This window comes from bacterium, from assembly GCA_024228115.1.
In the GTDB taxonomy this organism is placed as follows: Bacteria; Myxococcota_A; UBA9160; order UBA9160; family UBA6930.
The window spans coordinates 1-20,716 of the sequence record JAAETT010000176.1 but is presented as its reverse complement, the minus strand read 5'-3'; the positions used below and the strand labels follow the sequence as shown (position 1 = coordinate 20,716).

Below are 20,716 nucleotides of genomic sequence, written 5' to 3'. Positions count from 1 at the left end.
GAAGGAGGGCGGCATACGCCGTTCTTCACGGGCTACCGCCCGCAGTTCTACTTCCGCACGACGGACGTGACGGGTGTTGCCCACCTGCCGGACGGCACGGAGATGGTGATGCCCGGAGACAATATCGAGATGACGGTGGAGCTGATCACGCCGATCGCCATGGATCGCGAGCAGCGCTTCGCCATCCGCGAGGGCGGTCGAACGGTCGGCTCCGGCGTCGTCACCGAGATCATCGAGTAAACAGATGGCAGAACTAGCTTCCAAGATTCGCATTCGCATGAAGGCGTACGATCACAAGCTCCTCGACCAGAGTGCCGGGGAGATCGTGGATACGGCGATTCGCACCGGCGCCCGTGTGGCCGGGCCGATCCCGCTGCCCACGGCGATCAACAAGTACACCGTGCTTCGTGGCCCTCATATCGACAAGAAATCTCGTGAGCAGTTCGAAATGCGTACGCACAAGCGCCTGATCGACATCCTCGAGCCGACCCCGCAGACGGTCGACGCGTTGATGAAGCTCGAGCTGGCTGCAGGTGTGGACGTGGAGATCAAGCTGTAGCCATGGCAACCGTGGACGTCACCAAGATTGGAGGGGGCAAGGCTGGCTCGGCCGAGCTCGACCCGGTGGTCTTCGAGACCGTCGTGAAGCCCCATCTCTTCCATGCCGAGGTTCGCCGCCAGCTGGCGGGCCGGCGGGCAGGCACCCATGCCACGAAGAACCGTGCGGCGGTTTCCGGCGGCGGAGCGAAGCCCTACCGGCAGAAGGGAACCGGTCGTGCTCGTCAGGGAACGATTCGTGCGCCGCAGTTCGCCGGCGGTGGTTCGGTATTCGGTCCCGTGCCGCGCGGCTACAGCCACAAGCTCACCAAGAAGACCCGGCGTGCGGCTCTTCGATGTGCATTGTCGCTTCGCCAGCAGGAAGCGGCGGTTACCGTCGTCGATGCGTTCGACCCGGGAGAGTTCAAGACGCGTCGGGTCGTGGAGAGCCTCGAAGGCCTCGGTCTGGCCGGTTCTTCCGTCCTGATCGTGATCCAGGAAGCCACGCCGCATCTGGAGTTGTCGGCTCGCAACCTGCCGGGCGTCGGCGTGATTCGGGCCGAAGGCTTGAATGTCCACGATGTCCTGCGGCACGAGAAGCTCGTGATCGTGCAGGCCGCCCTGGACGGGATCCACGGCCGGCTCGGCGCGGGTGGGGAGGCCCAGGCATGAGATTCCAGGAGGTCGTTCTACGTCCGGTCGTCACGGAGAAGAGCACCGTCGCTCGCGAACTCGCGAATGTGGTGACCCTGGCCGTGAACCCGCACGCGAACAAGGCGCAGATCAAAGAGGCCGTCGAATCCATCTGGCAGGTGGACGTCCTCGATGTGCGTACGAGCCGGATGCCGCGCAAGACGCGCCGGGTCGGGAAGTTCACGGGCCGCAAGTCGGAATGGAAGAAGGCGATGGTGACCCTGGCCGAGGGTCAGTCCATCGAGTTCTACGAGGGAGTCTGAAAAGGTGCCGGTTCGAATCTACAAACCGACCTCGCCCGGACGTCGCAAGATGAGCGTCTCGGATTTCGCGGAAGTGACGAAGGCGAAGCCCGAGCGCTCACTCACGACCGGGCGTGTGAGCAAGTCTGGTGGACGCAACGGCTATGGCCGCATCACCTCCTGGCATCGCGGTGGTGGCCACAAGCGCCGATACCGCGTGATCGACTTCCGGCGCAACAAGCCGGGAGTGCCTGCCAAGGTGGCCGCCGTCGAATACGATCCGAATCGGTCTGCACGGATCGCTCTGCTCCACTATGCAGATGGCGAGAAGCGCTACATCCTCGCCCCGGCGGGCGTGCGCGTTGGCGATACCATTCAGTCCGGCCCGGACGCGGAAATCCGACCTGGAAACGCGCTACCGCTCGAGAAGATTCCGTTGGGTACGGTGCTTCATGCCATCGAGATGAAGCCGGGCAAGGGCGCCCAACTGGTGCGAGCCGCTGGAACGGGCGCTCAGCTCATGGCCCGCGAAGGCAACTACGTCACGTTGCGGATGCCCAGCGGTGAGAACCGCTTGATCCATGTCCGTTGCATGGCGACGGTCGGGCAGGTGGGAAACCTCGAGCACGAGAATCAGCGTATCGGCAAGGCTGGCCGCTCACGTTGGAAGGGGAAGCGTTCCAACGTTCGCGGCGTGGCAATGAACCCGGTCGACCACCCGATGGGTGGAGGCGAGGGCAAGAGCGCCGGCGGCCGTCATCCCTGCACGCCCTGGGGCAAGCCCACCAAAGGTCACAAGACCCGAAGCAATCACCGCTCTGACAAGTACATCGTCAAGCGACGAGGAAAGAAGTAGGCGATGGCACGTTCACTCAAAAAGGGACCGTTCGTCGATACGAGCCTTCAGAAGAAGGTCGACGTCGCAGTGGCCACGGATTCGAAGCAGGTGATCAAGACCTGGTCACGGCGATCCATGATCACGCCGGAGATGGTCGGCCTCACCTTCCATGTCCACAACGGCAAGCTCTTCATGCCGGTCTACGTGACCGAGAACATGGTGGGGCATCGCCTCGGCGAATTCGCTCCGACCCGGAAGTTCACGGGCCATGCGACCGACAGGAAGGTCCGGCGCTAATGGCCTCTTCAACGGCGAAGCTGCAGGGCTACCGTGTCAGCGCCCGCAAGGCCCGCCTGGTGGCGGATGTGATTCGTGGGCGGCAGGTCGAGGATGCACTGAACCTGCTCGACCTCTCGGGCAAGCGCTTTTCCCGGCCGCTCGCCAAGCTCGTGCGTTCGGCCGTGGCCAACGCAGAAGAGAAGAACGCTCGCGACAAAGCGGGCATCGATATCGACAACCTGATCGTCTCGAAGATCACGGTCGACGAAGGGTCGAAGATGTGGCGGATTCGCGCGCGGGCACAGGGCCGTGCCGCGTGGATTCAGCACAAGACCAGTCACGTCACCGTCGAGCTGGAGGAGCGCTAGGTGGGACAAAAAGTCCACCCCTACGGATTCCGTCTTGGAACCCTCTATGGATGGAAATCCAATTGGTTCGAGGAGCGGCGCTATGCGGATCAGGTCCTCGAAGACCATGGCATTCGCAAGCACATCAAGAAGAAGCTCTATCACGCGGGCATCTCGAAGGTGGTCATCGATCGCACAGGCGAGAAATGCGTCATCAACATCCACACGGCTCGCCCCGGGATCCTGATCGGGAAGCGTGGCGCCGAGGTGGAGGTGCTTCGTGACGAGCTGAAGAAGTTCACGCCCCATGAGATCTTCATCAACATCAAGGAGATCCGGAAAGCGGAACTCGATGCACAACTCGTCGCGGAGAACATCGCCCTGCAGATGGAGCGCCGGGTGGCATTCCGGCGCGCGATGAAGAAAGCCATGACGTCCACCATGAAGTTCGGCGCCAAGGGCATTCGCATCGAGTGCGGTGGCCGGCTGGGTGGTGCGGAGATGGGTCGCCGCGAACGCTATGCCGAGGGTCGCGTCCCGCTTCATACGCTCCGAGCCGACATCGAGTTCGGAACCGCCGAGGCCAAGACGACCTACGGTGTGATCGGAGTCAAGGTCTGGATCTTCAAGGGCGACGTACCGCCCGGACAGTTGCGAGAGGGCATCCTCTCCCAGCGCATCGCCGACGATGGGGTGAGGTAGGAAATGCTCCAGCCCAAGAAGGTCAAACACCGCAAGGTGATGAAGGGCCGCATGCGCGGCAAAGCCTACCGAGGCAGCAATGTCTCGTTTGGCGAGTTCGGGCTCCAGGCGATGAACGGCGGTCGTTTGACGGCTCGTCAGATCGAGGCGGCCCGGATCGCGATGACGCGTCACGTGAAGCGCGGTGGGAAGATCTGGATCCGGGTGTTCCCGGACAAGCCCATCACAAAGAAGCCCGCAGAAACCCGGATGGGTAAGGGCAAAGGCAACCCGGAAGAGTGGGTGGCCGTCGTGAAACCCGGTCGCATGCTGTACGAGATGGAAGGCGTTCCGGAGGCGGTAGCGCGAGAGGCATTTCGGCTGGCGGCCCACAAGCTGCCGCTCTCGACCCGTTTCACCATTCGGGAGGAATGGTAATGAAGGCAGGAGAGCTTCGAGACCTGTCCTCGGAAGAACTTCTCGCCAAGAGCGAAGAGATGCGAACCGAGCTCGTCAATGTCCGCTTGCGAAAGGCCACGGGCCAGCTCGAGGATACGGCGAAGCTTCGCACCCTACGGCGTAACGTTGCTCGCGTGGAGACGATCCTGCGAGAGAAGCGTGGAGCAGATCAGTGACACAGCGTGGAACCCGACGGACCCTCGAGGGCGTCGTCGTGAGCGACAAGATGGACAAGACCGTCGTCGTTCGCGTCGAACGTCTGGTAAAGGATCCCAGGTACAAGAAGTACATTCGTCGCCACGCCAGGTTCATGGCGCACGATGAAGAGAACGGATGCGCGGTGGGTGACCGCGTGCAAATCATCGAGCATCGGCCTCTTTCCAAGCGGAAGCGCTGGAAGGTGCAGTCGACGCTCGTCAAATCGACCCAGGTCTAGGCGGGCGGAGAACAAGCAATGATCCAGCCTGAATCTACGCTGGAAGTAGCCGATAACTCGGGCGCCCGAAAAGTGGCGTGTATCCGCGTGCTCGGCGGCACCCGACGCAGATACGCCTCGATCGGTGACGTGATCGTCGTGACCGTGAAGGATGCCATCCCGAACGCACGGGTGAAGAAGGGCGAGGTGCGACGCGCCGTCGTGGTTCGCACCGCGAAGGGCATCGCGCGCCCGGACGGATCCCACATCAAGTTCGACGACAACGCCGCTGTGTTGCTCGACCAGGGGCAGGAGCCGGTCGGGACACGCATCTTCGGCCCCGTGGCTCGGGAACTCCGGGCCCATCGTTTCATGAAGATCATCTCTCTCGCACCGGAGGTGCTGTGATGACACCTCGGCTTCTCGAGCGATATCGCTCGGAGATCCATGGGAAGCTCCGGGAGGAGTTCTCCTACGTAAACCCGCACCAGGTACCGACCATCGAAAAGGTGGTGGTGAACGTCGGCCTCGGCGAGGCGACGCAGAATCCGAAGCTTCTCGACAAGGCTGCGGAAGAGCTTGCGTTGATTACCGGGCAGAAGGCGCTCATCCGCCGCGCGCGAAAATCGGTCGCCAACTTCAAGCTCCGGCAGGGGCAGCCCATCGGGACGATGGTGACCCTGCGCGGAGTTCGTATGTGGGAATTCCTCGACCGGCTGTTGAATGTCGCCTTGCCGCGAGTTCGCGACTTCCGAGGGACTTCGCCGAAGGCTTTCGACGGCCGCGGCAACTACACGCTCGGTATCCGGGAGCAGATCATCTTCCCGGAAGTCGACTATGACCAGGTCGAGAAGATCACCGGAATGAACGTCACCGTCGTGACGAGTGCGCGCACCGACGCCGAAGCGAAGGCGCTCCTCGCACATCTCGGCATGCCGTTCCGGAACCAGGGGTAAAGGCCATGATGACCGATTCCGTCGCAGACATGCTCGCGCGCATCCGCAATGCGGGCATTGCGGGCCAGCTGGAGACGACTTGTCCCTCGACGAAGCTGAAACTGGCGATCGCCAAGGTGCTCGAGGCCGAGGGTTTTCTCGACGAGGTCGTCCTCGAGGCCGAAGCAGGGCGCCCGGTGCTCCGCTTGAAGCTCCGCTATGGCCACAATGGACGCATGATCATCGACGGCCTTCGCCGCGTGTCGAAGCCGAGTCGCCGCGTCTACGTCGGCGCCAAGGAGATCCCCAAGGTACGCAATGGCTTGGGGATTGCCGTGCTCTCGACGCCGAAGGGTGTGCTCACGGATGACGCCGCCCGGGAGCAATGCGTGGGCGGCGAGATCATGTGCGAGGTCTGGTAGCCATGTCCAACTTCCAACTCATTGACGAGGACAGGTAGCGATGTCGCGCATCGGCAATCGTCCCATCCAGCTGGCGAGCGGCGTGTCCGTGAGTCAGAAGGGAGTGCAGGTCGAGGTGAAGGGCCCGAAGGGGACCCTCTCGAATCGGCTGCCCGCAGAAATCCAGATCAGCGTGGACGATGGCAACGTCACGCTCACGCGACCTGATGAGAGCAAGAAGACCCGGGCGCTTCACGGTCTGGCCCGCGCACTTCTGGCGAACATGGTCACCGGTGTGACCAACGGTTTCAGCAAGGAACTCTCGATCATCGGGGTGGGCTATCGGGCGGAGGCGGCCGGGAAGACCCTGAAGCTGCTGCTCGGCTTTTCCCATCCGGTCGAGATGCCAGTTCCCGAGGGGCTGAAGGTCGCGGTGGAAGAGAATACGAAGATCAAGATCGAAGGTGCGGACAAGGGCCAGGTCGGCCAGTTCGCCTCCGAGGTCCGCGCGTTGCGACCGCCGGAGCCCTACAAGGGCAAGGGCGTCCGCTACGTCGATGAGCAGGTCCGCCGCAAGGTCGGCAAGGCCGCAGTCGGTTAGGGGAGAGGAAGATGAAGAGAAAGATCCGCAATCCCCGGTACGCCAAGCAGATTGCACGTCGCCGTCGTGTGACGCGATCGGTCGCTGGCTCGACGCGTCCGCGGCTCCTCGTGTTCCGGAGCTCCAAGCATATCTATGCCCAATTGATCGATCCGGTCTCGGGCAAGACCCTGGCCGCCTCTTCGACCCGCGCCAAGCAGGTCGTCGCCGGTGGAGGCACGGGCAACGTAGAGGCAGCCAAGAAGGTCGGGGCGGCGATTGCCGCCGTGGCCAAGGAAAAGCAGATCGAGGAAGTGGTGTTCCATCGGAACGGCTTCCAATACCACGGGCGCGTCAAGGCGCTTGCGGAGGCGGCCCGCGAGGCCGGCCTCCGTTTCTGAGGCATTCATGAACATCCATCGAATGGAACGACTCAACGCCAACGACTACGAACTGACCGACCGGGTGATCCATATCAACCGGGTTGCGAAGGTCGTCAAGGGTGGTCGGCGGTTCAGCTTCAGCGCACTCGTCGTCGTAGGCGATGGTGCAGGGGTTGTCGGAGTGGGTCTCGGGAAAGCCGGTGAGGTGCCGGAGGCCATTCGCAAGGGCGTCGACCGCGCACGCAGGAACCTGGTGAGCGTACCGCTCGTCGAAGGCACGCTGCCTCACGCGATCCTTGGGCGCTTCGGTGCCGGCCGTGTGTTGTTGAAGCCGGCCTCTGCCGGAACGGGCGTGATTGCCGGTGGTGGCGTTCGCGCCGTCCTGGAATCCGCAGGTGTCCGGGACGTGCTCTCGAAGAACCTGGGGACGAACAATCCCCGCAATACCGTCAATGCCACCATCACGGCACTCCAGGAGCTTCGCGATCCCGATCAGCGCCGCGCCGAGTTGGCCCGATGAGTGATGCGAAGATCCGAGTGACACAGGTGAAGAGCGGGATTGGCTTCACCCAGAAGCAACGTTCGACGCTGCGCGGGCTCGGCCTGCGCGGCATTCGTCATTCGGCCATGGTCGAAGATACGCCGGCAGTACGCGGCATGATCGCCAAGGTCGTGCACCTCGTACGGGTGGAGGAGTAGCGATGCTGGATCGGCTAGAGCCGAAGCATGGCGCGCGTCATCGCAGGAAGCGGGTGGGCCGGGGTCCGGGTTCCGGGAACGGCAAGACTGCCGGTCGCGGCGACAAGGGCCAGGGCCATCGTTCCGCAGGGCGGGAGACGCCGCTCTGGTTCGAAGGCGGGCAGATGCCGCTCGTGCGCCGGATTCCCAAGCGTGGATTCACGAATATCCACCGCAAGCCGGTCGAGATCGTGAACCTTCGCGACCTCGCGGATCTGGGCGATGGCGTCACCGTGGATGTCGAGATGTTGGTGCGCAAGGGACTCGCCTCGGGCAAGGCTCCGGTGAAGCTCCTCGCCGAGGGAGATGCGCCCTCCAAGATCACGATCAAGGTCCAGCGGGCCAGCGCCTCGGCCCGAGAAAAGGTCGAGGCCGCAGGCGGAAGCGTGGAGATCGTCGGTTGATCGGAGGCGTCCAGAACATCGGACGGATCACGGAACTTCGGAACCGGATCCTGTTCACGCTCGGCATGCTCGCGGTGTACCGGGTGGGTGCGAAGATCGCGACACCGGGAATCAACCCGGAAGTGATCAAGCAGTTCTTCGACACCCAGGTGTCGGGGACGGCCTTCGCCCTGTTCAATGTCTTCTCGGGCGGTGCACTGGAGCAGCTCTCGATCTTTGCGCTCGGCATCATGCCCTACATCAGCGCATCGATCATCATGCAGCTCCTGACCGTGGTGATCCCGTCGCTCGAAGCTCTCAAGAAGGAGGGCGAGAGTGGCAATCGGAAGATCAGCCAGTACACGCGCTACGGCACGGTCGTGCTTTCGATCTTCCAGAGCCTGTTGATCGCTTCAGCGCTCGAAAGCGGTTCGTTCGGCTCCGGTGCGGTTCTCGATCCGGGTCTCCAGTTCAAGTTGATGGCGATGATCACGCTCACGACGGGCACCGCCTTCATCATGTGGCTCGGCGAGCAGATCACCGAGCGCGGTATCGGCAACGGCATCTCCCTGGTGATCTTTTCGGGAATCATCGTCGGAATCCCGGGTGGCCTGGCCCAGCTCTGGCAGTTGGTTCAGACCGATGAGTTCTCGCTGCTGCAGGTCATCCTCCTGCTCGGTTTCGTCATCGTGCTCACTGGCTTCGTCGTCTTCGTCGAGCGTGGCCAGCGCCGGATTCCGGTCCAGTACGCGAGGCGGGTCGTAGGCCGCAAGATGACCCAGGGCGGCATGAGCTATTTCCCGTTGCGCGTGAACACGGCCAACGTGATCCCGCCGATCTTCGCGTCCTCGCTGTTGATCTTCCCGACGACGATCACTCAATTCACCGACGCCGACTCCGCCGTCAATCGCTTCTTCCAGGACTACCTGAACTTCGGTGGCTTCTGGTACAACGCTCTCTATGTCGGGTTGATCGTCTTCTTCGCCTTCTTCTACACCGCGATCATCATCAATCCCGATGACGTGGCCGACAACCTGAAGCGCTCCGGTGGGTCCATCCCCGGTGTGCGGCCAGGCAAGAAGACGGCAGAGTTCATCGATCGCGTCCTCGGGCGCATCACGATGGTGGGCGCCCTCTACGTCGCCGGGATCTGCCTGGTGCCGGTGCTGCTCTCGATCTGGGCGCGGGTGCCGTTCTATTTCGGTGGGACGGCCTTGCTGATCGTGGTCGGCGTGAGCATGGATCTGATGGCTCAGATCGAAGCTCACCTGGTTTCCCGTCAATACGAGGGATTCGTCCAGGGTGCGCGAATGCGCGGGCGGTTGGGCCAATGACGGCTCGTCGCCTGCTACTTCTCGGCCCCCCCGGAGCTGGCAAGGGAACCCAAGCCGTGCGCCTGGCGGAGAAACTCGAAATTCCCCAGATTTCGACCGGTGAGATGCTGCGCGAGGCCGTCGCCGCAGGCTCCGAGGTGGGAGAAAAGGCCAAGGCGCATATGGACGCCGGTGGCCTCGTACCCGACAGTGTCGTGATCGGTGTGGCCGAGGAGCGCCTCGGTCAGCCCGACGCCGCGAGCGGGTTCATTCTCGACGGTTTCCCAAGGACCCGTGCCCAGGCCGAGGCCCTGGATGGGCTGCTTCCGAAGCTCGGATGCAAGCTCGAGTGCTGCATCGTCCTCACGGCCGATGCGGAGGAGTTGGTGAAGCGGCTTCTCAAGCGTTCCGAGATCGAGGGACGCTCCGATGACAACGAGGTTGCCATCCGAAACCGGATGACTCTTTACAACGAGAAGACCGCGCCGCTGATCGAGTATTACGATGAGAGGGATATTCTCGTCGAGGTCGATGGCCTCGGTGAGATCGACGAGGTGGCAGCGCGCGTCGCTGCCGCCCTCGAATAGGAGCCGAGATGAAAGTTCGGGCATCCGTCAAGAAGATGTGTGAAAAGTGCCGGATCATCCGGAGGCGCGGCGTAGTTCGCGTCATCTGTGAGAACCCGAAGCACAAGCAGCGACAGGGGTAGGGCATGGCACGAATCGCAGGCGTGGACCTTCCGCGCAACAAACAAATCGGAATTTCACTCACCTACATCTTCGGGATCGGCCGCAGCCTGGCTGCGGATATCTGTGAGAAGGCCGAGGTGAGCGCGAATACGAAGACCGATCATCTTGGTGAGGGCGAAGTGATCAAGCTTCGCGAGATCATCGAGCGGGACTACCAGGTCGAAGGTGATCTGCGGCGGGAGGTCTCCCAGAACATCAAGCTGCTGATGGATATCGGTTGCTATCGAGGCTTGCGCCATCGCCGGGGGCTTCCCGTGCGTGGCCAGAGGACCCATACCAACGCGCGTACCCGCAAGGGCCCGCGCAAGACAGTCGCAGGGAAGAAGAAGACCCTGACGAAGAAGTAGGACCATGGTGAAGAAGGGCTCGAAGAAGAAGGTCAAGAAGAACATCGCGACGGGTGTGGCTCACATCCAGTCGACGTTCAACAATACGATCATTACGATCACCGACCCGACCGGTGGGACCCTGGCGTGGGGAAGCGCCGGGCAGCACTACAAGGGATCGCGGAAGTCGACGCCCTTTGCGGCCCAGGTGGCTGCCGAGGATTGCGCCAAGCGTGCCATGGAGCATGGGGTTCGGACCCTTTCCGTGTACGTAAAGGGGCCGGGGGCTGGTCGCGAATCAGCACTTCGGGCCCTCCAGGCCGCCGGAATCCGCGTCAGCATGATCCGCGACGTCACCCCGGTTCCCCACAATGGTTGCCGCCCGCCCAAGCGGCGGCGGGTCTAGGAGACGCCATGGCAAGGTATCGAGGTTCAGTTTGCAGGCTGTGTCGCCGCGAGGGGACGAAGCTCTTCTTGAAGGGCGATCGCTGCTATAGCGAGCGCTGCTCCGTGGATCGGCGGGCCTATCCGCCCGGTCAGCACGGCCAGGGCCGGCCGCGTTTCTCGGATTACGGCGTTCAGCTGCGCGAGAAGCAGAAGGTGAAGCGGATGTATGGGCTGCTCGAAAAGCAGTTTGCTGCGACCGTTTACAAGGCCACCCAGATGAAGGGCAGGGCGGGTGAGAACCTGCTCGGGCTTCTGGAGCGACGCCTGGACAACGTGGTCTTCCGCATGGGTTTTGCCACGTCGCGGGCCGAAGCGCGCCAACTCGTGAAGCATGGCCACTTCCTCGTGAACGGGCGGAAGACGACGACGCCTTCCTTCCTCGTGAAGCCGGGGATGAAGATCGTCGTACGGGAGAAATCCCGAGAGGTCGCCCGGGTCGTGGGCGCTCTCGAGACCCTCGAGAGCCGCGCGGTTCCCGGGTGGCTCGAAATCGAGAAAGAACAATTCGTGGGCACGGTGACGGCGCTTCCGCAGCGTGAGGACATCACGCTTCCGATCGAAGAGCAGCTGATCGTCGAGCTCTACTCGCGCTACTAGCGCGGAGGGGGGAACCCAATGCAGCAAGAACTCATTACCCGGAACTGGCGTCAGCTCATCCGACCGCGGCGGCTGGATGCGGGCGATGCCCGTGAGCTGACCTACAACCGCTTCTCGTGCGAGCCCCTCGAACGCGGGTTCGGGCAGACGCTCGGCAACTCCCTGCGACGGGTCATGCTCTCGTCGCTCCAGGGTGCGGCCATCACCTCCGTGCGAATCACGGATGTCCTTCACGAGTTCTCGACGATTCCCGGAGTCGCCGAAGACGTGACGGACATCATCCTGAACCTGAAGGAGGTTCGGCTGCGGATGCACGCGGAGGGGACCAAGACCCTACGCGTCCGCAAGAGCGGTGAAGGCGTCCTCCTCGCGGGAGAGCTGGAATCCGCCGACCAGACCGTCGAGATCATGAATCCGGATCAAAAGATCTGCACGCTGACAGGCGAGGCGGATCTGGACCTGGAGTGCACGGTCGAGCTCGGCAAGGGCTACCGACGAGCGGAGAAGAACAAGCAAGAGGACATGCCGATCGGAACGATCCCGATCGACTCGATCTTCTCGCCGGTTCGAAAGGTCAACTACTCGGTGACTCCTGCCCGCGTGGGGCGTGAGACCGATTTCGACCGCCTGAACCTGGAGGTCTGGACCGATGGCTCACTCGAGCCGGCGGATGCCGTGGCCTACGGCGCCAAGATCCTGAAGGACCAGCTGGCGATCTTCATCAACTTCGAGGAGCCCGAAGAAACGACGGTCTCGGCGGCAGATGAGCCCGAGCCGCTGAATCCGAACCTGTTCCGGTCGGTGGACGAACTCGAACTCTCGGTTCGTTCGGCCAACTGCCTTCAGAACGCCAACATCCGCTACATCGGTGAGCTGGTGCAGCGCACCGAGGGCGAGATGCTGAAGACGAAGAACTTCGGCCGGAAGTCCTTGAACGAGATCAAGGAGGTTCTCGCCACCATGAATCTCGAGCTGGGCGGCATCGTTCTCGAGAACTACCCCTCCCGCAAGGAGCTCGATCAGCGGTCGCGAGACCGAGAGGCCTAACCGATGCGGCATCGCAAACGTCATGGAAAGCTCGGGCGCACCAGCGCCCACCGGAAGGCGCTCCTGCGCAACATGGTGACATCGCTCCTCGACCATGAGGTCGTGGAGACGACCGATACCAAGGCCAAGGAACTCCGGCGAATCGCGGACAAGATGATCACGCTTGGCAAACGGGGCGATCTCCACGCCCGTCGTCAGGCGCTCTCGGTCATTCGGGACAAGAAGATCACCGCCAAGGTCTTCGACGAGTTGGCAACTCGCTACGAGGCACGGGCCGGTGGTTACACCCGCGTCTTGAAGGTTCGCCAACGCGTCGGAGATGCTGCGCCGATGTCGCTCGTCGAGCTGGTCGATCGCAGCAGCTGACCGCTTTTCCGGAAGGAGAGGTGAGATGAGACGCCGCAGCGGGGCCTTGCTTCTCGGCCTGGGCATCGCAATCGGGGTCGTCTGGCTTCTCTCCGAAGCCCGGTTCCCGGCACCGGTCGAAGCCGGTCTGTCGGCTCCACTCTTCGAGCTGCAAGGGCTCGATGGCAAGGCGGTTGGCCTCGAGAGCCTGCGCGGCCAGGTGGTGCTCGTGAACTTCTGGGCAACCTGGTGCAAGCCCTGCGAGGACGAAATGCCCGCCATGGAGCGCCTCTATTCAGCGCTCCAATCGCGCGGCTTCGAACTCCTGGCCGTTTCGGTGGATGAGGGCGAAGAACCGGTTCGCGCGTTTCGTGATCTGCATGGCCTCACATTTCCCATCCTGATGGACTCCGAGAAGACCGCAGCGGCCGACTACCAGAGCTTCCGCTACCCGGAGAGCTTCCTGGTTGGCCGAGATGGTGTGCTGATCGAACGCTACATCGGGCCCCGGGAGTGGGACGCGCCCGCCTACGTGAGCCGGATCGAGCGTCTGCTCGACGAGGGCTAGCGGGGACGTTCCTTGCGAACTTGCGTTTCTCGGGCTGCGGGGGGACCCCGCATTCCGAGAAACGCAAGTTCGCAAGGAACGTCCCCGCTTCCGCTTCCCCCCAGGGCGATGGATCGGTATCCTCCCGCGGGGGGTAGGTGGTGCGACTGAGAACGCGACAGGCTTGGCTTGCGCCCGCGATCCTGGCCGCAGCCTGGCTCTTCGCCTGGCTGGATCCGGAGACGGGAATTCGTCGCTGGATCAGCCTGAGGGGCGATCTGGCCGCTGCTCATGGCCGCATTGCGAGCCTGGAGCAGGGGATCGAGGGCCTGGAGGCTCAGGCGGGTCGGCTCGAGGCGGCCCCCCTCGCCATCGAAGCCGCCATTCGCGAGGATCTGGGGCTCGCGAGGTCCGGGGACACGGTCGTGATCTTGCGCGACCGGCCAGAAGGCACGGTCCTGGGCCATCCGTAGGCCGATCCGCGGGCGTATTGCGCCTGGGGAACCGTGGCCGAGGAGACGATGCGGGAGCGATTGGCGGAGCAGATTCAGCTGGCCCTTGGTCGGCTGTTGGTGGCGGCAGGCGACGAGGCTGCCGTGCCGCCCGTTGTCGTGGATTCGCCCAGGCAGAAGGAGCATGGCGACTTCGCCTGCAACAGCGCCATGGTGTTGGCCAAGCGGCTGAAGCAGTCACCGCGCGAGATCGCGGCTGCCTTGATCGAAGAGCTGGGGGATGCCGACGGCCTGGTGGCTCGGGCGGAAGTCGCGGGGCCGGGCTTCGTGAACTTCTGGCTCGCCGGCGAACGCTGGCAGGCGATGCTCGGAGATCTGCTGCGGGCAGGAGATCGTTTCGGGCAGAGCGACGTTGGCAAGAACGTTCCGGTGCAAGTCGAGTTCGTATCCGCCAACCCGACCGGCCCGCTGAGCATCGGCCATGGCCGGCAGGCGATCCTGGGCGATTGCATTGCGCGCTTGCTCGACAACGCGGGCTACCAGGTGACGCGCGAGTACTACTTCAACAACGGCGGGCGTCAGATGCGCGTGCTCGGGGATTCGGTCCGGGCTCGGTATCTGGAACTCCTCGGTAGGGCGGCGCCGCCGGATCCGGGGGCGCTCTCGAACGAGGAAGTCGCATGGTCCGATGAGATCGGCGGCTTGCCCGTCGTGTTCCCTCGCGATGGCTATCAGGGCGGCTACATCGGGGAGATCGCCCAGGCGCTGATCGATTCCGATGGAGAAGCCCTTGTGGACGAAACGGGAGAGGGCCGGTTCAGGGAGACTGCGGAGGAGACGCTCTTTGCCGAGATTCGCGGGACGCTGGAATCCATCGGGATCCACTTCGACGTCTACTACAACGAGAACAGTCTCTACGAGGAAGGCAAGATCGAAGAGACGCTAGGTGCGTTGCGTGAGACAGGGCGGGTCTACGAGGACGAGGGTGCTACCTGGTTTCGCTATTCCGAACTCGGCCTGGATCGGGATCGTGTGCTCGTGAAGAGCAGTGGTGAACCCACGTATCTGCTCCCGGATATCGCCTACCACCGTGTGAAATTCGACCGGGGCTTCGAGACGGTGATCGACGTGCAGGGTGCGGATCATAAGGATCAGGGCCCGTTCGTGTGCGCGGCCATCCAGGCATTGGGGCATGACCCGGATCGCATCGAATTCGTATTCCATGAGTTCGTGACGCTCTCACGCGGGGGGAAGACGGTCAAACAATCGACCCGCAAAGCGACCTTCGTGACGGTCGACGAGCTGCTCGAGGACGTGGGCCTGGATGTGTTTCGACTCTTCATGGTCCAGCGGCGCCCCGAGAGCCACCTCGATTTCGATGTGGAGCTGGCTGAAGAGGAAGATTGGACGAAGAATCCGGCCTACTACCTCCAATATGCCCACGCCCGCACTCATGGCATCGAACGTCAGGCGCAGGCTCGCGGTATCCCGATGCCCGGCGTAGACGATGTCGAACCTGCCCGACTGGCCTTGCCAGAGGAGATCGAGCTGATCAAGAAGCTGGGTGAATTCCCCGAGGTTGCGCTTCGTGCTGCCGAAACCCGAGCACCTCATCACGTCGCCTACTACCTGCGCGAAGTCGCCGGATTGTGGAGCCCCTATGTGCAGGACAAGAAGGGCCACGTCATTCTCAGCGATGATGCTGGGCTCACGGCGGCTCGGCTCGGTCTCACCCTCGGTGTACGCATCGTGTTGGCGCGGGGCCTCGAGCTCCTCGGCATGAGTGCTCCGGAGCGAATGTGAGCGAGAACGAACGTCGACGAAAGAAGGATGAGGGCCCGGGTTGGTTCGCCACCCTGGGTGGTGCGGCTGTGTTGATCGTGTTGGGCTTCGGGGTCGGCCTGGTTGCCGGGGCTGCATGGGATGAACCGGAGCTGGTGATCGATCATTTCAGTGGACGAACGACGCCGGTTCCCGTGGTGGGAGACTCCGACGAGCCGCTGCGGCAACCACAGCGACCGACTGCGCCGCTCGGGGGTAGCGATGCCCAGCCCGTTCGTGCTGCACGACCGGATCGTCCTCAAGTGGCAGCGCCTTCTCCGCGGGAGGGGCAGCACGCGATCCAGGTCGGGGCCTTCGGCGATCGGGCCGCAGCGGACAGCCTCGCCCAGAAACTCGGCAAGGCGGGCTACGAGGTCTACATCATCGAGGATACGGGCGGGTCGGCCCGCTTCAAGGTGCGGGTGGGCCCGATGGAGGAACGCGCAGAAGCCGAGCGGCTTGCAGCGCGCTTGAAGACGGATCACCGCCTGCCCACCTGGGTGTTGACTCGGGATCCCCGATGAAATGCGGAATGCATCTGGCGTCCGGGGATCTCCGGTGACCCACGAAAGCCCTTTCGAATCCTGGGACGCACGATGACGGGTGGAAGCTGGTTCGTGACGGGCTCCGAGGGACAGCTCGGGTCGGCACTACGTGCCCAGCTCGGAGCTCGAGGCGATGTGTTTCACGGGCGGGATCTGGAGCTCGACGTGACCGATACGGACGCCGTCGAGACTGAGTTGAAGGGGCTCGCCGGAGGGCTTCCGAATGTGTTGGTCAATGCGGCGGCGCTGACCCACGTCGACCGCTGTGAGCAGGAACCCGACCTCGCTCACAAGGTAAATGCCTTGGCGCCAGCGGGGCTCGCGCGCCTCTGCAAGCGCTTGGGGATCCGCTTCGTTCACATCTCGACGGACTATGTCTTCGATGGGGACGCCGAGCATCCGATCGCCGAGGATGCGAGTCCTGCACCCCGCAGCGTGTATGGGAAAACAAAGTGGGACGGCGAAAAACTCGCCCTGGAGGAGGATCCGGGGTCGCTCATCCTGCGCACCAGTTGGGTGTTCGGGCGCGGCCGGAACTTCGTCGGGGCCGTACTCGGGCAAGCGGAGAAGGCCGCTGCAGAGGGCGGTGGGCTTCGTGTCGTGGATGATCAGACGGGCCGCCCGACCTGGGCGGAAGATCTGGCGACGGCAATTCTCTTTCTCGTCGATGCGGACGAGAACGGTATTTTTCATGTGACGAATGACGGCGAGGCCACCTGGTGGGACGTGGCTCGCGCTGCCCTCGATCTACGCGGCTTCCAAGCGGTTCCGATCGATCGTATCACCACCGAAACGCTGAACCTGCCGGCGCCGAGGCCACGCTACTCGGTGCTCGACTGCGGCAAAGCCCGTGCTGCCGGTGTGCCGATGCGGCCTTGGCGGGAGGCCCTGGCTGCCTATCTCGAGAGCCCGGACGCTCCCGCAACACGTGCGAAAGGAAGACCTCGATGACGGAATTTGGCAGGGTCCTGGTGACGGGAGGCGCTGGCTTCATTGGATCCCATCTCTCGCGGCGTTTGCTCGAAGAGGGTTGTGAGGTCATCATCTTCGACAACCTGTTGACCGGCAACATGGCCAATATTTCCGAGTTGTTGGGGCACCCGCGCTTCTCCTTCGAGCACTATGACGTCACCAACTATCTCCATGTCGATGGCGACCTCGACGCCATCCTGCATTTTGCCTCGCCCGCAAGCCCCAGGGATTTCGAGCGCCTGCCCATCCAGATCCTGAAGGTGGGATCGCTGGGCACGCACAAGGCCCTCGGCCTGGCCAAAGCGAAGAGCGCTCGATTCCTGCTGGCGAGCACCTCTGAGTGCTACGGCGATCCGGACGTGAGCCCGCAGCCCGAGACCTACTGGGGCAACGTGAACCCGGTGGGCATCCGTGGCGTCTACGACGAGGCGAAGCGCTTCGCCGAGGCGATGACCATGGCCTATCACCGCCACCATGGCGTCGAGACCCGCATCGTTCGCATCTTCAACACATTCGGTCCGCGCATGCGGATCGATGACGGACGCGCGATTCCCAACTTCTTTGCTCAGGCAATTCGCGGCGAGGACGTCACGGTCTACGGCGATGGCAGTCAGACGCGCTCGATCAACTATGTGAGCAATCTCGTCGAGGGCCTGTGGCGTTTGCTGGGATCGGACCATCCGACACCCGTGAATATCGGAAGTGAAGCCGAGATCTCGATGCTCGATCTCGCGAAGAAGATCATCGATCTCGTGGGGAGCTCTTCGAAGATCGTCCACCGTGAGCTGCCCCCGGATGATCCCAGGGTTCGTCGGCCGGATATCACAATCGCCCGAAAGGTGCTGGGCTGGGAGCCCGAGATCAGCCCCACTGAGGGGCTCGAGCGCACGCGCGACTACTTCGTGGAGGCGCTTTCGAAAGGCTGATGGACGCTTCCAAGATCCGGAACTTCTGCATCATCGCGCATATCGATCACGGCAAGAGCACCTTGGCGGATCGACTCCTCGACGCCACCGAGACGCTTGGCGCGCGTGAGAAGAGGGCCCAATTCCTCGACAAGATGGAGTTGGAGCAAGAGCGCGGCATCACCATCAAAGCCCAGACCGCGCGCATGTCCTACCGGGCCAAAGACGGGGAGGACTACATCCTCAACCTGATCGATACCCCCGGTCATGTGGATTTCTCCTACGAGGTGTCTCGCGCACTTCAAGCTTGTGAAGGCGCCGTGTTGGTCGTGGACGCGTCCCAGGGAATCGAGGCCCAGACCCTTGCGAATGCCTATATGGCGATCGAAGCGGATCTGGAGATCATTCCGATCGTCAACAAGATCGACCTGCCTGCCGCCGATCCGGAGGGCGCGGCTCAGGAAGTGGAGGACGTCATTGGCCTGGATGCGGCGGAGGTGCTTCCGATCTCCGCCAAGGAGGGAACGGGAGTCGACGAGTTGCTCGAGCGGATCGTGGCGAATGTTCCGCCGCCCCGAGGTGAACCTGAGGCTCCGCTCCGGGCATTGATCTTCGACGCCTGGTTCGATTCGTATGTGGGCGTGGCTGCCCTGGTACGGGTCGTGGATGGTGAGGTCAAGAAGGGCGGCCGGATCAAGCTCCGAGCCCAAGGGAGTGAGCATGATGTCCAGGAACTGCACATCATCGATCCTCACCCCCGCCGTGTGACGCGGCTTGGCGCGGGCGAAGTGGGTGTCGTGATCTGCGGCATCAAGAGCCTCGACGAAGTCAAGATCGGCGACACGATCGTTCCCGCAGAGACCCCGATGCCGGAAGCCCTGCCGGGTTTCCGCGAGGTGAAGCCGATGGTCTTCAGCGGGTTGTACCCGGTGGAGGCCGAGGATTATCACTCGCTCAAGGCTGCCTTGGAGAAGTTGCGGCTGAACGATTCTTCCTTCCACTATGAGCCCGAGACCAGCGCGGCACTTGGCTTCGGCTTTCGCTGTGGCTTCCTGGGCTTCCTCCACTGCGAGATCATTCAGGAGCGCCTCGAGCGAGAATACGATCTGAATCTGATCACCACGGCACCGACTGTGCGATACCGCGTCGAGAAGAAGGACGGTGAAACGATCGAGATCGAAACCCCCGCTGCGTTGCCGGACGTCATGGAGATCGCTGCGATCAACGAGCCGACGATTCTGGCCACGATCCATGTCCCCCAGGAGTACGTCGGCGCTGTCATGGCTCTTTGTCAGGAGCGTCGCGGAGCCCAACGGGATATGGCGGTACACGGCGGACGGGTTCAGATTCGCTACGAACTGCCCCTGGCCGAGGTCGTGGCCGACTTCCACGATCGCATCAAGAGCGCGACCCGCGGGTTCGGCTCCTATGACTACGATCTCGTCGGCTATTCGCCCGCTTCGCTCGTGAAGCTCGACATCCTCGTGAACGGAGAGCCGGTCGACGCACTCTCCTTGATCGTCCACCGTGACAAGGCCCACACCCGGGGTGCGGAACTGGCCCGGAAACTCAAGGAGTTCATCCCACGTCAGATGTTCGAGGTTGCCATTCAGGCGGCCATCGGCGCGAAAGTGGTGGCACGAACCACGGTAAAGGCCCTGCGCAAGAACGTGACGGCAAAGTGCTATGGCGGAGACATCTCGCGGAAGCGCAAGCTTCTCGAAAAGCAGAAAGCGGGAAAGCGTCGGATGAAGAGAGTCGGGTCCGTCGAGATCCCCCAGGAGGCGTTCCTGGCGGCGCTAAAGCTCGGAGATGACGCGTGAACGAGCGATCGGAAGCCAACACGGACGCCCCTGCCAAGCCCACTTTCATGGAGGAGCTGCCGACCCTGGTGGCGGCCGTCGCGGTCGCGCTCTTGATCCGGACCTTCTTGTTCCAGACCTTCTATGTCCCCTCGGACTCGATGTTCCCCACGCTTCTCGTCGGCGATCACGTCTTCGTGAACAAGTTCATCTTCGGGGCCCGGGTGCCGTTCACCGAGCTTCAGTTGCCCGGGTTCCGCGAGCCCGAGCGGGGTGAAGTCGTGGTTTTCGATCTCGCGCGGGGCGCGAATGGTGGGATCTTTCCCCTCGATCAGGCGAAGGGCGTGCGAACGGATGCATTCGTGAAGCGGTTGATCGGCCTGCCCGGCGATCGCATCTCGTTTCGCGATCAACGCCTGATCGTCAACGGCGAGCGGCTACCGGTGGAAGAAACAGGGCGGACGTTCAAAGATTCAACGGGACGCGCCTTCGACCTCAAGATCGAGACGCTCGGAACCTGCAGACACTACATTCTCGAGGACCCCGAATGGGGGCATCAGGACGTGGCCGAGTTCGAGGTGAAGCCGGGCCGCTTCTTCTTCATGGGCGACAACCGGGACAACTCTCACGACGGTCGCCGCTTCGGCACGGTCCGCAAACAGGAACTCGCTGGCCCGGCAGGCCTGCTGTACTGGTCGTGGAACTGGAACGGCGCCTGGCTCGAACTCCTGAACCCGCTTACCTGGATCCGCAACCTCACCTCCGAGACCCGTTGGGGCCGGATGGGCGGTTTTCATGAGTGCTTCGAAGCCGGCGAGGAGATGCCGCCTCCGCCCGAGAACGCGTCCGGGTAGCCCCAACGAACAGCGGAAAAGTCAACCAGCGGGGACGGGGTTTACAATTGACTTATCGGGAAGGGGCTCTGCCCCTTCCCGAT

At 62.9% G+C, this 20,716-nt stretch carries 35 protein-coding genes; all 35 read left to right on the top strand.

The genetic code is table 11. The features are described 5' to 3' along the window. On the top strand, window positions 1-240 hold a 240-nt coding region (tuf, locus tag GY937_09095; GenBank protein ID MCP5056865.1), incomplete at its 5' end, for an elongation factor Tu. 4 nt (window positions 241-244) lie between these two features. After that, window positions 245-559: a 30S ribosomal protein S10 gene (gene rpsJ, locus GY937_09090; GenBank protein ID MCP5056864.1), complete on the top strand. Its 315-nt coding sequence runs from the start codon at window positions 245-247 to the stop codon at window positions 557-559. Between the two features lie 2 nt (window positions 560-561). Continuing rightward, a complete protein-coding gene (gene rplD / locus GY937_09085; GenBank protein MCP5056863.1) occupies window positions 562-1,209 on the top strand; it encodes a 50S ribosomal protein L4 in 648 nt (215 codons plus the stop codon). Beyond that, window positions 1,206-1,493: a 50S ribosomal protein L23 gene (gene rplW, locus GY937_09080; protein MCP5056862.1), complete on the top strand. Its 288-nt coding sequence runs from the start codon at window positions 1,206-1,208 to the stop codon at window positions 1,491-1,493. The genes rplD and rplW overlap by 4 nt, the downstream gene beginning before the upstream one ends. A gap of 4 nt (window positions 1,494-1,497) precedes the next feature. After that, complete coding sequence (gene rplB / locus GY937_09075) at window positions 1,498-2,328, top strand: 50S ribosomal protein L2 (GenBank protein ID MCP5056861.1); 831 nt, start codon at window positions 1,498-1,500, stop codon at window positions 2,326-2,328. A 3-nt stretch (window positions 2,329-2,331) separates the two neighbouring features. Further along, on the top strand, window positions 2,332-2,607 hold the full coding sequence (gene rpsS, locus GY937_09070; GenBank protein MCP5056860.1) for a 30S ribosomal protein S19: 276 nt from the start codon (window positions 2,332-2,334) through the stop codon (window positions 2,605-2,607). Further along, on the top strand, window positions 2,607-2,957 hold the full coding sequence (gene rplV / locus GY937_09065) for a 50S ribosomal protein L22 (GenBank protein MCP5056859.1): 351 nt from the start codon (window positions 2,607-2,609) through the stop codon (window positions 2,955-2,957). The genes rpsS and rplV overlap by 1 nt, the downstream gene beginning before the upstream one ends. Further along, window positions 2,958-3,638, top strand: coding sequence for a 30S ribosomal protein S3 (gene rpsC, locus GY937_09060; GenBank protein ID MCP5056858.1), 681 nt, complete (start codon window positions 2,958-2,960; stop codon window positions 3,636-3,638). A 3-nt stretch (window positions 3,639-3,641) separates the two neighbouring features. After that, window positions 3,642-4,055: a 50S ribosomal protein L16 gene (gene rplP / locus GY937_09055; GenBank protein ID MCP5056857.1), complete on the top strand. Its 414-nt coding sequence runs from the start codon at window positions 3,642-3,644 to the stop codon at window positions 4,053-4,055. After that, window positions 4,055-4,252: a 50S ribosomal protein L29 gene (rpmC, locus tag GY937_09050; protein ID MCP5056856.1), complete on the top strand. Its 198-nt coding sequence runs from the start codon at window positions 4,055-4,057 to the stop codon at window positions 4,250-4,252. The genes rplP and rpmC overlap by 1 nt, the downstream gene beginning before the upstream one ends. Then, window positions 4,249-4,512: a 30S ribosomal protein S17 gene (gene rpsQ / locus GY937_09045; protein MCP5056855.1), complete on the top strand. Its 264-nt coding sequence runs from the start codon at window positions 4,249-4,251 to the stop codon at window positions 4,510-4,512. The genes rpmC and rpsQ overlap by 4 nt, the downstream gene beginning before the upstream one ends. Before the next feature lie 18 nt (window positions 4,513-4,530). Beyond that, a complete protein-coding gene (rplN, locus tag GY937_09040; GenBank protein MCP5056854.1) occupies window positions 4,531-4,899 on the top strand; it encodes a 50S ribosomal protein L14 in 369 nt (122 codons plus the stop codon). Beyond that, window positions 4,899-5,447 carry a 50S ribosomal protein L5 gene (rplE, locus tag GY937_09035; GenBank protein MCP5056853.1) on the top strand — a complete coding sequence of 183 codons (549 nt, stop codon included), beginning with the start codon at window positions 4,899-4,901 and terminating at the stop codon, window positions 5,445-5,447. The genes rplN and rplE overlap by 1 nt, the downstream gene beginning before the upstream one ends. Before the next feature lie 5 nt (window positions 5,448-5,452). After that, window positions 5,453-5,848 (top strand): 30S ribosomal protein S8, encoded by a 396-nt coding sequence (rpsH, locus tag GY937_09030; GenBank protein ID MCP5056852.1) that lies wholly within the window; start codon window positions 5,453-5,455, stop codon window positions 5,846-5,848. Window positions 5,849-5,888: 40 nt separating this feature from the next. Beyond that, window positions 5,889-6,428, top strand: coding sequence for a 50S ribosomal protein L6 (rplF, locus tag GY937_09025; GenBank protein MCP5056851.1), 540 nt, complete (start codon window positions 5,889-5,891; stop codon window positions 6,426-6,428). Window positions 6,429-6,439: 11 nt separating this feature from the next. Further along, a complete protein-coding gene (locus GY937_09020; protein MCP5056850.1) occupies window positions 6,440-6,808 on the top strand; it encodes a 50S ribosomal protein L18 in 369 nt (122 codons plus the stop codon). A 22-nt stretch (window positions 6,809-6,830) separates the two neighbouring features. Then, window positions 6,831-7,310: a 30S ribosomal protein S5 gene (gene rpsE, locus GY937_09015; GenBank protein MCP5056849.1), complete on the top strand. Its 480-nt coding sequence runs from the start codon at window positions 6,831-6,833 to the stop codon at window positions 7,308-7,310. Next, complete coding sequence (gene rpmD / locus GY937_09010; protein MCP5056848.1) at window positions 7,307-7,489, top strand: 50S ribosomal protein L30; 183 nt, start codon at window positions 7,307-7,309, stop codon at window positions 7,487-7,489. The genes rpsE and rpmD overlap by 4 nt, the downstream gene beginning before the upstream one ends. Window positions 7,490-7,491: 2 nt before the next feature. Beyond that, window positions 7,492-7,932, top strand: coding sequence for a 50S ribosomal protein L15 (gene rplO / locus GY937_09005; protein ID MCP5056847.1), 441 nt, complete (start codon window positions 7,492-7,494; stop codon window positions 7,930-7,932). Continuing rightward, window positions 7,929-9,245 carry a preprotein translocase subunit SecY gene (secY, locus tag GY937_09000; protein MCP5056846.1) on the top strand — a complete coding sequence of 439 codons (1,317 nt, stop codon included), beginning with the start codon at window positions 7,929-7,931 and terminating at the stop codon, window positions 9,243-9,245. The genes rplO and secY overlap by 4 nt, the downstream gene beginning before the upstream one ends. Next, a complete protein-coding gene (locus GY937_08995) occupies window positions 9,242-9,811 on the top strand; it encodes an adenylate kinase (GenBank protein ID MCP5056845.1) in 570 nt (189 codons plus the stop codon). Before secY ends, GY937_08995 begins: the two co-directional genes overlap by 4 nt. 8 nt (window positions 9,812-9,819) lie before the next feature. Continuing rightward, entirely contained in the window at window positions 9,820-9,933 is a 114-nt protein-coding gene (rpmJ, locus tag GY937_08990; protein ID MCP5056844.1) for a 50S ribosomal protein L36, read from the top strand. 3 nt (window positions 9,934-9,936) lie between these two features. After that, the gene (rpsM, locus tag GY937_08985; protein MCP5056843.1) at window positions 9,937-10,320 is read left to right on the top strand and encodes a 30S ribosomal protein S13; all 384 of its coding nucleotides are present in this window, start codon (window positions 9,937-9,939) and stop codon (window positions 10,318-10,320) included. A gap of 4 nt (window positions 10,321-10,324) precedes the next feature. Next, window positions 10,325-10,705: a 30S ribosomal protein S11 gene (rpsK, locus tag GY937_08980; GenBank protein MCP5056842.1), complete on the top strand. Its 381-nt coding sequence runs from the start codon at window positions 10,325-10,327 to the stop codon at window positions 10,703-10,705. Window positions 10,706-10,713: 8 nt separating this feature from the next. Beyond that, a complete protein-coding gene (rpsD, locus tag GY937_08975) occupies window positions 10,714-11,343 on the top strand; it encodes a 30S ribosomal protein S4 (protein ID MCP5056841.1) in 630 nt (209 codons plus the stop codon). Between the two features lie 18 nt (window positions 11,344-11,361). Next, entirely contained in the window at window positions 11,362-12,390 is a 1,029-nt protein-coding gene (locus GY937_08970; protein ID MCP5056840.1) for a DNA-directed RNA polymerase subunit alpha, read from the top strand. A gap of 3 nt (window positions 12,391-12,393) precedes the next feature. Further along, complete coding sequence (rplQ, locus tag GY937_08965; protein MCP5056839.1) at window positions 12,394-12,756, top strand: 50S ribosomal protein L17; 363 nt, start codon at window positions 12,394-12,396, stop codon at window positions 12,754-12,756. A gap of 25 nt (window positions 12,757-12,781) precedes the next feature. Continuing rightward, the gene (locus tag GY937_08960; GenBank protein MCP5056838.1) at window positions 12,782-13,303 is read left to right on the top strand and encodes a TlpA family protein disulfide reductase; all 522 of its coding nucleotides are present in this window, start codon (window positions 12,782-12,784) and stop codon (window positions 13,301-13,303) included. A 137-nt stretch (window positions 13,304-13,440) separates the two neighbouring features. Further along, window positions 13,441-13,755, top strand: coding sequence for a hypothetical protein (locus GY937_08955; GenBank protein MCP5056837.1), 315 nt, complete (start codon window positions 13,441-13,443; stop codon window positions 13,753-13,755). Between the two features lie 33 nt (window positions 13,756-13,788). Then, window positions 13,789-15,537 carry an arginine--tRNA ligase gene (locus tag GY937_08950; GenBank protein ID MCP5056836.1) on the top strand — a complete coding sequence of 583 codons (1,749 nt, stop codon included), beginning with the start codon at window positions 13,789-13,791 and terminating at the stop codon, window positions 15,535-15,537. Next, complete coding sequence (locus GY937_08945) at window positions 15,534-16,079, top strand: SPOR domain-containing protein (protein ID MCP5056835.1); 546 nt, start codon at window positions 15,534-15,536, stop codon at window positions 16,077-16,079. The genes GY937_08950 and GY937_08945 overlap by 4 nt, the downstream gene beginning before the upstream one ends. Before the next feature lie 72 nt (window positions 16,080-16,151). After that, window positions 16,152-17,051, top strand: a complete 900-nt coding sequence (gene rfbD, locus GY937_08940) for a dTDP-4-dehydrorhamnose reductase (protein MCP5056834.1) — start codon at window positions 16,152-16,154, stop codon at window positions 17,049-17,051. Next, on the top strand, window positions 17,048-17,998 hold the full coding sequence (locus GY937_08935; GenBank protein MCP5056833.1) for an SDR family oxidoreductase: 951 nt from the start codon (window positions 17,048-17,050) through the stop codon (window positions 17,996-17,998). The genes rfbD and GY937_08935 overlap by 4 nt, the downstream gene beginning before the upstream one ends. Then, on the top strand, window positions 17,998-19,800 hold the full coding sequence (gene lepA / locus GY937_08930) for an elongation factor 4 (protein MCP5056832.1): 1,803 nt from the start codon (window positions 17,998-18,000) through the stop codon (window positions 19,798-19,800). Before GY937_08935 ends, lepA begins: the two co-directional genes overlap by 1 nt. After that, window positions 19,797-20,633, top strand: a complete 837-nt coding sequence (gene lepB / locus GY937_08925) for a signal peptidase I (GenBank protein MCP5056831.1) — start codon at window positions 19,797-19,799, stop codon at window positions 20,631-20,633. The genes lepA and lepB overlap by 4 nt, the downstream gene beginning before the upstream one ends. Window positions 20,634-20,716: the final 83 nt, after the last annotated feature.